Source organism: Streptococcus parasanguinis (genome assembly GCF_001074805.1).
In the GTDB taxonomy this organism is placed as follows: Bacteria; Bacillota; Bacilli; order Lactobacillales; family Streptococcaceae; genus Streptococcus; species Streptococcus parasanguinis_A.
This window is the reverse complement of the sequence record NZ_JUPI01000005.1, coordinates 1-10,746: the sequence shown is the minus strand read 5'-3', so window position 1 is coordinate 10,746 and position 10,746 is coordinate 1. Positions and strand designations below refer to the sequence as shown.

The following is a 10,746-nucleotide window of genomic DNA, read 5'->3' as shown; positions in this document are numbered from 1 at the left end:
AGTGGGACAGAAATCGGTAATTCGTTAGAATTCGATTTCGTCGTCCCACCTCCGCACAGTTGAATAGGGCTGTAAAAGCTGATGAAAACAGCGTAGTAGAGCCCACTCAACCACTGCGTCTTGCTCGACAATCCAAAGACTATTGAGAGACTAGGACTTTTGTCCCAGCCTCTTTTTTTCTGCAGGGAAAGGTCGTGGAGGCTAGTAAAAGGTTAGTCCCTAGCATTAAAAGGAAAAAAATGTAAAAAAGACTTGACAAAGCAAATGATTAGCAGTATTATTAACTAGTTAATTAACCAATTAATAAACTGGTTAATGAAAATAAAAAAGAGGTGAAGGATGAAAAGGAGAAAAATGAAGGTGCTGGGAATCTTGTTCCTAGGTTTCTTTCTGCTTGTAGCTTGTGCTAGTCAAGGAAATGCAGGCAAGCCCCCTTCTAAAAAAGGTCTCAAAATTGTCACGAGTTTTTATCCCATCTATGCTCTGGTTAAGGAAATCTCTGGGGATCAAAATGACATTTGGATGGTTCAGTCTGGTGCAGGGATCCATGATTACGAGCCCTCAACCAAGGAAGTGGCTCAGATCTATGATGCGGATGTATTTGTCTATCATTCTCAGACCCTGGAATCATGGGCCGGTCGTTTAGATCCTAATCTACAAGGTTCCAAGTTACAGGTGATCGAAGGGAGTCAAGGAATGACACTTGATAAGGTGGCTGGCTTAGAGGATGTCGAGGCTGGGCAAGGAAAGGAAGCCAAGCACTTGTATGATCCGCATACCTGGTTGGACCCTGCGAAAATTGCAGAGGAAGGAAAGATTATCGCCCAGCGCTTGGGAGAGATCGATCCAAAGAACAAGGAGCTCTATCAGGCCAATGCACAAAAGCTTGAAAAGCGCTGTGAGGAACTAGTAGCCCGCTACCAGCCTATCTTCGACAAGGCCAAGCAAAAGACTTTTGTGACCCAGCATACGGCCTTTTCTTATCTGGCCAAACGCTTTGGTCTCAAGCAATTAGGGATTGCAGGGATTTCTCCAGAGCAAGAACCAACCGCCCGGCAATTGGCAGAGATCCAGCAGTTTGTCAAAGATTATCAGGTGAAAACGATCTTCGTAGAGAAGCACACGTCGTCAAAAGTGGCAGATAGTATCGCCAAGGCAACAGGGGCGCGTGTCAAGGTCTTGGATCCACTGGAAGCCGATCCGCAAAACGATAAGGATCTATTAGCAAATTTAGAAGAAAATATGGCGAGTTTAGCCAAGGAATTAGAGGAGTAAATCAAGGATGAAGAAAAAGGGAACGATTGGATTGGTAGCGACTTTGGGAATAGGGCTCTGTGCCTATGCGCTCAGTCAGCAACCACAAGCTAAGGAAGAGAAAAAGAATCAGATTCAGTATCTACAGGCAGAAAAGAAAGCGTCATCGACTGCCTCTAACAAAAAGGAAGACAGCATCGAAGCGGTCAATGCCAAGGAAAAGACCCAGGCAGAGCAGATTGTCATCAAAATTACGGATGAAGGCTTTGTCACTTCTCATGGGGATCATTTTCATTACTATAGCGGCAAGGTCCCATTTGATGCCATCTTTAGTGAAGAGTTGATTTTGCGAGATCCAACCTATCAGCTCCAAGAAGCTGATATTGTCAGCAAGGTCAAGGATGGTTATATCATTAAACGCGGTGGTAAATACTATCTCTACTTAAAGGATGCGCAGCATACGGTCAATGTGCGCTCGATCGAAGAGATCGCTCAACAACAAAAAGGAGGCGCTAAAGAAGAAGGGGAAACGGGATCGGTACAGGCGAGCTCCTCGCACAAAGGGGTTAAAACTCGAGATTTTCGTCAGCCAAGTCAAGCGCTAAAAGAGGGGAAGACCCTTGAAACGCTGACTGCTAAGAACCATACAGCTGGTGGCTATCGTACGGACGATGGTTATGTCTTTAGCCCTGGAGATGTCATTTCAGATACAGGGGACGGCTTTATTGTGCCCCATGGTAGCCATTTCCATTATATTCCAAAGAGTTCCTTATCTGCTGGCGAGTTAGCAGCAGCCCTTTCGGCTTTAGGTGGTCAAGCTGGCCATCAGGCTGGAGGCTCACGCCTAGCTGGAGCAAGCACAGAACAAGGGCAAGGAACTCCAGATCAAGCCTCTCCAAACTTAGGAAAACAAGCTAGCAGTCAGCTGTCTGCTAGTCCAACCCCTACACAGACGAACCCAACGACTTCTAAACCTGTAAGCTCGAAACCGACTTCAACGTTCAGCAATCTGATGGAAGAATTGCAGAAAACACCTCTGTCTTCTCGTCATGTGGAGTCTGATGGTTCTATCTTTGATCCAAGTAAGATTACCAAGTGGACCGATCAAGGAATTGTCTACCCTCACGGGGATCATTTCCACTTTATCCCTTACAGCTCCCTATCTCCTTTAGAACGTGAGCTGGCTCGGCAATTCCAACTACTTCGGGCCCAAGGTGCTACTACACCTGCTGAAATAAGTCCAAACCGGCCTTCAAGTCCAAGTACAAAACCAATTGACCATGAGCACGAGCATGAACATGGAGATAGTCACGAGCATGAACATGGGGATAGTCACGAGCATGAACATGGGGACAGTCATGATCACGAGCACGAAGAGGAGCACGATCATGGTTTCCATGCAGACATGGTCATCAGTAAGGACGAGGACGGTTACATGGTCGCTCATGGCAACCACGCTCATTATTTCTATAAAAAGGACCTCTCTCCTCAAGAGATTGCAGCAGCAGAGGCAACTCTGGCAGGTAAGAAAGAAGAGGACAAGGGACAGCCACTGACAGATGATGTTGCCAGCTATTCTCGCGATGCCTCAGATGAGGAAAAGATCCAGTACATCAGCAAGACCTACGGCGTCCCTCGTGAGGCCATTAAGATTTCCAATGGTTTCTTTGTCTTTAACAATCCAGACCAAGAATACGATCCGACCCACATCCATCCTTATGCCGTTCGGAAGGAACATGTTCGAATTCCGCTTGAAACTGGAAATCCTGAACTAGACTTTATCAATGAACTCTATGCAACAGCGCTTCGCTCGGGGATTTCTCCGTATGGCCTCCAAATTGAAAATGGCCAGTTTGTCATCCCACATGGCGATCACAACCACTACATCAAGGTGCGATCAGCGGGACTAGCAGATTACTTAGCCCATCGCCTTCCTACCATCCAATCGCCTTACAAAAAAGGAGACTTGGATAAAAAAGCAGTAGAGGACAGGGTCAACCAACTTTTAGCAGAAAGCCGGACCCTTTACGCTTCTGATCCATTGCAACAACGACGGATTGAGCTCATCTTGGGCCACTTCTTAGAAAATGTCAAGAGCTTCCCAAGCAACTCAACAGAGGGCTATCTTGCCAGTCTTAAGCAGGTTGATGAACAGTACATCCATGCGACTCAAGCAGTCAAGCCAAAAGAAGAGACAGCCCTCGATCGTCGATACCAGGAATTGCTGGAACAAGTGCGCTTGCTAGACACAGATGCCTTCCAACTGAAGAAGGAAGGGTTGGTCTCACAACTGCAGGAAGCCTATGCTGCCAAGGACAGCAAGCGTTTAGAGCAGGAAGGGAAGCTATTAGAAGCTGTTCAGGAGATGCAAGATCGGACGGGTGTGACCTCGGTCGACTATCTCAAGTACTTCTACCAAAGCTTGAGCGACGCGCGCTTGACACCAGAACTGCGCACCATGGCGGCAGATCTAGCTTTGAAACTCTATCGGGCCCAAGCCTTTGAAGAAGCCTGGGATGCTAAGACTCACTTTATGGAACTCTACCAAACCAAGCAGGCAATTGACCAGCTCTTCTCTCAAGAAAAAGGCCAAACCTATCCTATTGAAAAAACAGTTTTGGATCAAAAAGGAAGTCAGGCCCCATCTTATAACTTAGCGGTCTATGATTTCCTCAAGGGCTTATATGGAGAGTTGGACAAGGCGACAGAATCCCGTCAACGAACCAGCATCCTGACAGGGCTCTCAGAGCAAATCCAGTCGCTCTTGCCACAAGTCGAAGACCAGGCCAAACGAACTGCCTTTGAAGCAAGTTTGGCTCAACTTGGAAATGAGACGGATCCAGACAAGGCTATTGCAAGTGGACAAGCTCTGTTACGCGAAATCAGTGACACCATTGAAAAGCAAAAACAAAAGCAAAGCGAAGAGCCTCAGATTGGGGATGTCGCCCTTTATCAACAGCTCTATAACCAATTGATGGCGCTTCACCAACAATTGCAGGAAAAGGGTGCTAGTGATGCTGTATTTGATCGCTTAGAAGCTCTCTTTGACCAATTGGCTAATCCAAAGAGTGACAAGGCAGCCTTACTACAGGCTATCCAAGCCTTTCAGGCAGAGTTGGCAGCAATGCCATCTGCAACCGAAGCGGGGAAACCAGCTACCACAACTGAAACGCCTGTCACTACAGAGACTCCAGTGGAAACAGAAGCAGCAGCTTCAGCAAGGAACAACACTGCCGCAACTGAGACAGAAACAGAGCCTGCAAGCCCAGCTTCCATAGAAGAAGGCACGCCAGATGCTCCATCTTCTCAGGACCAATAGAAAATAGAAAATCATCTGAAAGACATTTCAGATGATTTTTGCGTTCTAGTGAATAGAAGAGGTGGTCTCTTTTTTCAGTTGTTGAGTCTCACTCCTTGTGCTCAAGGAGCAGAGGTGAGGAGGACTCGACTGCTTTTTTGCGCTTGAAAAATGCAGTCATTTGAACCAGAATGCGGGGAACCGTCTGCCATTTTTTCCAAGCTTGGACACGGGTATCGAGGAGTTGCTTGGCTAGACGTTCCAGCATTTCCCTTTCTGTAGGATCTAGGTCTTGAGCATTTTGAAAGATCTCTTTGATCTTGGAGAAATTTTTCAAGTTCCTCAAATCATTGATTGAAGTAATGCCTGCATCTAAGAAGAGGCCGAAGAAGGTATCAAAGAACTTCTTGCGCTCATCCGCCGATGTTTCGCGAACCCACTGCTTCAAGGTCTCGTCGGTCTGCTGGCTATCGGGACTGGTTTGATCCAGGGTCACAAATTTATCTTTCTCAATCATCCAAGTAAAAGCGTCATGCTGGACAAAGCCACCAAAAGCTCGGCTTTTTACGATTGTAGCAGGCTCAGGGACTTCTAGCATCATGCCGACGATGGAACCTTGAGGAACAAAGCGAAGAATGTTTGGGGACGTCCGCTGGTAGCCTTCGGTCTCGATAATGGCCCTGTTGAGGCCAGGAGCATCGTAGCTGTAGATGGCATCGACTCGTTCAAATAAGGAATCAGGTAGATACGAGCAGGCATAGGTCGCAAGGTTGCCCCCTTTGGAGTGACCGGCTACTAAGAAACGTCCTTTTGGAAATTCCTTCATGACATGTTGCAGGTAGCTGGCTGCGCGCTTCTGAGCTGGTACATGGTCCATATAGGTCATGTGGAAGTCTTCCTTCCAGCCGATCAAGGTGTCATCCGTTCCTCTGAAAACGACCAAATACGTATCCAGACTAAGCCGATAGGTCATGGCCGCAAACTGTTTTTGCACATCGGGATCGTATTCATCGACATAGTTGAGGAGTTTGATGTTCTTAAAGCGCTTTGAAGTAGCCAAGTCATCGACTAATTGCAGGTGCTGGTTACTCACGATAAAATCGGTAGTCCGATCGATCAGTTCCATCGCATCAGACAGGCGCACTGGAATCCCTGTTGTATCTCCTTGAGGCACAATGTGTCCAAAGGGCAGATAGGTCAGCTCTGTCAATGCGAGGACATCCAGCTCCTTGAAGGGGCGGTCGTATATGGAATCGTAAGTCACTTCTTTTAGGTAATCAAAAATCGTCGACATCTGTGCCTCCCGTGTCTTCTTTCTCTCAGTATAGCACAAAAATGGATGTAGAAAAAGCGCCTCCCATTAAGAAAGGAGGAGCCAGTTCTTCTTTCCCTCTGAAACAGCCTTTTTCTCTGCTGTTTAATCTGTTATAATAGGAAGAAGAAAAAAAGAAGGAAAGAAAGCCATGCATAAAATTCTCTTAGTGGAAGACGATGAAATTATCCGCCAACAGGTCAAACAATTATTGGAACAATGGGGCTATGAAGTGGTCGCAGTAGAGGATTTTATGGATGTCCTCGGGATCTTTGTCGAAAGTGACCCCCACTTGATTCTCATGGATATTGGCCTGCCTCTCTACAATGGTTACCACTGGTGCCAGGAGATTCGCAAGGTTTCAAAGGTTCCGATTATGTTTCTTTCTTCACGGGATCAAGCCATGGATATTGTCATGGCCATCAATATGGGTGGAGACGACTTTGTCACCAAGCCTTTTGACCAAAATGTCCTCCTTGCCAAGGTCCAAGGACTCTTGCGCCGTTCCTACGAATTTGGGACAGATCAAAATCTGCTGGAGCACCGGGGAGCTATCCTTAATCTCAAGTCCACGGACTTGGTGTATGAAGGGGAAGTCATCAAGCTGACCAAGAATGAATTTCAGATCCTGCGCGTCCTGTTTGAGCATGCGGGCAGTATCGTGGCACGTGATGATATGATGAAAGAACTCTGGAATAGCGATTTCTTTATTGATGACAATACCTTGTCTGTCAATGTGGCCCGCCTTCGTAAGAAATTAGAAGAGGCTGGCTTGTCAAACTTCATCGAAACCAAGAAAGGCATCGGTTACGGGTTGACCCATGAATAAATTTGGAACGATCTTCTGGCAGTATGTGGTATCCCGCAGGCGCCTGCTCTATCTATTGGTCGTCTTTTTGATGGTCGATTTGGTTTTTGCCTATCTCTTTCCAGAGACGGGGACGGTTTTCCTCTATGCGACCCTAGTGCTAGGCTTTTTTGCCTTCTGTGTCTTGATCTGGGATTTCGCCATGACCTTTCGGGACTACCGCAAAGCCGCACTTTATGAGGAAATAGAGGTTGCCTCACCACTGGAACACCTCCTTTATGAAAAATACAGGGAAGAACAGCAGGCGCGCTTGGAGGAAGGGAAGACAGCCCAGGCCAAGTTCAATGACCTGATGGATTACTATACCCTCTGGGTTCACCAGATTAAGACGCCCATTGCGGCCAGCCAGCTCTTGGTGCAAGATGTCGAGACGCCCATTGTCAAGCAGCAGATGGAGCAGGAGCTTTTTAAGATTGACTCCTATGCTAATCTGGTTTTGCAGTACCTGCGACTAGAGAGTTTTCATGATGATCTGGTCTTGAGGCGCGTGTCGGTAGAAGATTTGGTCAAAGAAGTAGTCCGCAAATACGCCCTCTTTTTTATCCAAAAGAACTTGACCGTGGATCTGCATGATTTGGAAGAGGAGGTCATCACCGATCGCAAATGGCTCCTGGTCATCATCGAGCAGCTCCTATCCAATAGCCTCAAGTACACCAGCACAGGTGGAATTGAAATCTATTTTAAAGACCAGACTCTCTATATAAAAGATAGCGGGATTGGGATCAAAAATAGCGATGTCCTTCGCGTCTTTGAGCGGGGCTTCTCCGGCTATAATGGCCACTTGACCCAGCAATCCTCAGGGCTGGGGCTCTATCTATCTAAGAAAATCGCAGAGCAATTGGGGCACAGGATCACCCTACACTCAGAGGTCGGCCAAGGCACGACCGTTGCTATTCGCTTTGAAGAAAAGAAGTTGGTCATGGATTAAGATTCCCCATCTTACAAAAATGTAAGAAATAAACGGTAAAATGAAAGGTTAGGTTATGGTAGCCGCCTTTTATTTTTTATACAATAGTCTCATCAAATGAAGGAGGTCAAGAAAATGAAACTCTTGAAATGGATGAAACAACTCAAAAAGACTGAGAAACCAAATAACCAAACCGATCTGGAAAAGACGGAATTTGGTCTCCAAGTCCTGCAACAAACCCAAGAATTTTTCTTGATCTACTAGTAAAAGGAGAAAAGCATGTCATTACTAGACGTTCAACATATCAAAAAAATCTACAAAACCCGTTTTCAAGGAACGCAGGTTGAAGCCTTAAAGGATATTCACTTCACCGTGGAAAAGGGTGAGTACGTGGCTATTATGGGGGAATCAGGATCTGGGAAATCGACCCTTCTCAATATCCTAGCCATGCTGGACCAGCCGACCGAAGGGCGGGTCTACCTCAATGGCACGGATACCTCCACCATCAAGAACAAGGATGCTTCGAGCTTCCGTCGGGAAAAACTAGGTTTTGTCTTTCAAGATTTCAACCTGCTCGATACCTTGTCTGTCAAGGACAATATCCTTCTCCCTCTAGTCCTTTCTCGCAGACCGGTCAAGGAAATGATGAGCAAGGTGGATAGCGTCAGTCGAGAGTTGGGCATTCACCAACTGCTTGAAAAATACCCTTACGAAATCTCTGGTGGACAAAAACAACGGGTAGCCGTAGCACGGGCCATCATCACCTCACCTGAAATCCTTCTTGCGGATGAGCCAACAGGGGCGCTGGATTCCAAGTCTTCGGCAGCTTTGCTAGATGTCTTTGAAGATATCAATAGCATGGGCCAAACAATCCTCATGGTGACCCACTCAACCGCAGCAGCAGCTCGGGCCAAGCGCGTGCTCTTTATCAAGGATGGGATTCTCTACAACCAGATCTTCCGTGGGGAAAAAACAGAACGTCAGATGTTCCAAGAAATCTCGGATACCTTGACGGTCATGGCAAGTGAGGTGGAGTAGATGTTTCGATTAACCACTAAATTAGCTTGCTCTAATCTTATCAAGAACCGCAAACTCTATTATCCCTTTGCGATTGCGGTCATTCTTGCAGTGACCATCGCCTACCTCTTTGACTCCCTGACCTTTAATCCCAACATTTCTAAGCTGCGAGGGGGATCTTCCATACTCTTCACCCTAGGCTTGGGACTGTTTGTGGTCAATGCTGCTGGAGCCATCATCGTGCTCTATGCCAATAGCTTTGTCATGAAAAACCGCTCCAAGGAGCTGGGAATCTACAGCATGCTGGGGCTTGAAAAGCGCCATCTCATCAGTATGATCTTTAAGGAACTCTTGATCTTTGGATTTGTGACTGTCTCAGCCGGAGTCTTGATCGGGGCTCTCTTTGACAAACTGATTTTTGCCTTCCTCTTGAAACTCATGAAGATGAAGGTCCAGTTAGTATCCACCTTCCAACCTGGGATTGTAATCACGATCTTCGTCACCTTTGGTCTCATCTTTGCCCTCTTGGGTCTTCTCAATGCTTGGCGCATTCTTCGTTTAAATGCCCTACAATTGACGCGTGAGAAGGCTAGTGGTGAAAAGAAAGCTCGCTTTTTGTGGCCTCAAACCATCCTGGGCTTAGCCTCTCTCGGTTTTGGCTACTACTTAGCTTTGTCTGTCAAAGACCCCATGTCTGCGATTTTGATCTTCTTTCTAGCAGTTGTTTTGGTTATGATCGGGACCTATTTGCTCTTTAATGCTGGGATTACCGTCTTCTTGCACCTGCTTAAGAAAAAGAAGAGTTATTATTACCAACCCAACAACATGATCTCGGTCTCTAACCTCATCTATCGCATGAAGAAAAATGCAGTGGGCCTTGCGACCATTGCCATCCTCTCAACCATGGTATTGGTGACTATCTCTGCTGCAACTAACATCTATATCGGTGGTGAAATGATCAAGAAAATCATGAATCCACATGATTTCTCCATTCAAGGAAAAGGGGTAGACCTGGAGCAAATCAACCAGAAGTTTGATGAATTTGCTTCTGAACACCAGCTTGAGATCAAAAATCGTGACCTGATGACCTATGCTACCTTTGGGGTCGAATCCCAAAAGGGGACAGACTTCACGGTCTATCCTGACGATGAACGCGATGTTAGACCGCGAACAGTCTTTCTGGTCTTTGATGCGGAAAGTTATGAACAGATGACCGGAGAAGACGTCGATCTGACCGGCAACCAGGTTATCCTCTTTGCCCATAACCAGGCTCTGACAGGGCAAAAGCAGTTCACCATCAATGGACAAGACTTCCAAGTCAAGAAAGAAGTGACCAAGGATTTTATCACCGATCATGTCCCAAACATCTTCAATATGCTGACGGAGGATTTCAATTACCTGATCGTCCCTGACCTTTCAGCCTTTGTCGCTCAGTTTCCTAACTTTGCTGTCATTACTCAAATCTATGGTGGTTTCAATGTCAATGTTGACGAAGACCAGCAACTCAAGCTGGCAGCTAGCTATGACAAGATGATCGATGAATTGAGTAGCCAACAGGCCCAAGGAACATTTGTCTATGGAGGCAATCGAGCATATAATGTGAGAGAAATGAATAGCCTCTTTGGTGGCATCTTCTTTATCGGTATTTTCTTGTCATTGATCTTTATGGTCGGAACAGTTATCGTTATCTACTACAAGCAAATTTCAGAAGGCTATGAAGACCGTGACCGCTTTGTCATCCTCCAACAGGTGGGACTTGATGAAGATGAGGTCAAACGGACCATCAACCGTCAAGTGCGGACTGTCTTCTTCCTTCCCCTTATCTTTGCCTTTGTCCACCTGACCTTTGCCTACCATATGATCCGCCTGATCCTCAAAGTCCTTGGCGTCATCAATAGTGGCCAAGTCCTCATCGTGACCCTCAGTGTCTGTGCCGTCTTTCTCGTCACCTACCTGGTTGTCTTTTGGATCACCTCTCGGAGTTATCGTAAGATTGTGCAGATTTAGGAAAAGAAACTCAAATTAAATTAGAAACTTTCCTTAGGTGAGTACGGACGTCAGCGAACTTCGAAGAAGTTCCATGACTAATT

8 protein-coding genes are annotated in these 10,746 nt (G+C 46.4%); 7 read left to right on the top strand and 1 reads right to left on the bottom strand.

Annotated features, from left to right (window positions below; translation table 11 throughout):
- Positions 1 to 339 precede the first annotated feature (339 nt).
- The gene (locus tag ADI76_RS00180; protein WP_049513806.1) at positions 340 to 1,275 is read left to right on the top strand and encodes a metal ABC transporter solute-binding protein, Zn/Mn family; all 936 of its coding nucleotides are present in this window, start codon (positions 340 to 342) and stop codon (positions 1,273 to 1,275) included.
- Positions 1,276 to 1,282: 7 nt separating this feature from the next.
- Positions 1,283 to 4,573 carry a pneumococcal-type histidine triad protein gene (locus ADI76_RS00175; protein ID WP_049513804.1) on the top strand — a complete coding sequence of 1,097 codons (3,291 nt, stop codon included), beginning with the start codon at positions 1,283 to 1,285 and terminating at the stop codon, positions 4,571 to 4,573.
- An 88-nt stretch (positions 4,574 to 4,661) separates the two neighbouring features.
- On the opposite strand, the gene ADI76_RS00170 is transcribed toward ADI76_RS00175, so the two are convergent.
- On the bottom strand, positions 4,662 to 5,846 hold the full coding sequence (locus tag ADI76_RS00170; RefSeq protein WP_049513801.1) for a DUF2974 domain-containing protein: 1,185 nt from the start codon (positions 5,844 to 5,846) through the stop codon (positions 4,662 to 4,664).
- A gap of 169 nt (positions 5,847 to 6,015) precedes the next feature.
- Between ADI76_RS00170 and ADI76_RS00165 the strand changes: the two genes are divergently transcribed.
- The 5 genes from ADI76_RS00165 (at position 6,016) to ADI76_RS00150 (ending at position 10,663) form a co-directional block, all read left to right on the top strand.
- Positions 6,016 to 6,693 carry a response regulator transcription factor gene (locus tag ADI76_RS00165; protein WP_003006080.1) on the top strand — a complete coding sequence of 226 codons (678 nt, stop codon included), beginning with the start codon at positions 6,016 to 6,018 and terminating at the stop codon, positions 6,691 to 6,693.
- Positions 6,686 to 7,660 (top strand): sensor histidine kinase, encoded by a 975-nt coding sequence (locus ADI76_RS00160; RefSeq protein WP_049513798.1) that lies wholly within the window; start codon positions 6,686 to 6,688, stop codon positions 7,658 to 7,660. The genes ADI76_RS00165 and ADI76_RS00160 overlap by 8 nt, the downstream gene beginning before the upstream one ends.
- Before the next feature lie 114 nt (positions 7,661 to 7,774).
- Complete coding sequence (locus ADI76_RS11780; protein ID WP_257738547.1) at positions 7,775 to 7,903, top strand: hypothetical protein; 129 nt, start codon at positions 7,775 to 7,777, stop codon at positions 7,901 to 7,903.
- A 15-nt stretch (positions 7,904 to 7,918) separates the two neighbouring features.
- The gene (locus ADI76_RS00155) at positions 7,919 to 8,677 is read left to right on the top strand and encodes an ABC transporter ATP-binding protein (RefSeq protein ID WP_004219620.1); all 759 of its coding nucleotides are present in this window, start codon (positions 7,919 to 7,921) and stop codon (positions 8,675 to 8,677) included.
- Positions 8,678 to 10,663 carry an FtsX-like permease family protein gene (locus tag ADI76_RS00150; protein ID WP_049513796.1) on the top strand — a complete coding sequence of 662 codons (1,986 nt, stop codon included), beginning with the start codon at positions 8,678 to 8,680 and terminating at the stop codon, positions 10,661 to 10,663.
- Positions 10,664 to 10,746 lie beyond the last annotated feature (83 nt).

Excerpts from the sequence above, each read along its gene's own strand:
- ADI76_RS00180 (WP_049513806.1), top strand. The coding sequence starts at position 340 with ATGAAAAGGAGAAAAATGAAGGTGCTGGGAATCTTGTTCCTAGGTTTC.
- ADI76_RS00150 (WP_049513796.1), top strand. The coding sequence starts at position 8,678 with ATGTTTCGATTAACCACTAAATTAGCTTGCTCTAATCTTATCAAGAAC.
- ADI76_RS00170 (WP_049513801.1), bottom strand. The coding sequence starts at position 5,846 with ATGTCGACGATTTTTGATTACCTAAAAGAAGTGACTTACGATTCCATA.
- ADI76_RS00165 (WP_003006080.1), top strand. The coding sequence starts at position 6,016 with ATGCATAAAATTCTCTTAGTGGAAGACGATGAAATTATCCGCCAACAG.
- ADI76_RS00155 (WP_004219620.1), top strand. The coding sequence starts at position 7,919 with ATGTCATTACTAGACGTTCAACATATCAAAAAAATCTACAAAACCCGT.
- ADI76_RS00160 (WP_049513798.1), top strand. The coding sequence starts at position 6,686 with ATGAATAAATTTGGAACGATCTTCTGGCAGTATGTGGTATCCCGCAGG.
- ADI76_RS11780 (WP_257738547.1), top strand. The coding sequence starts at position 7,775 with ATGAAACTCTTGAAATGGATGAAACAACTCAAAAAGACTGAGAAACCA.
- ADI76_RS00175 (WP_049513804.1), top strand. The coding sequence starts at position 1,283 with ATGAAGAAAAAGGGAACGATTGGATTGGTAGCGACTTTGGGAATAGGG.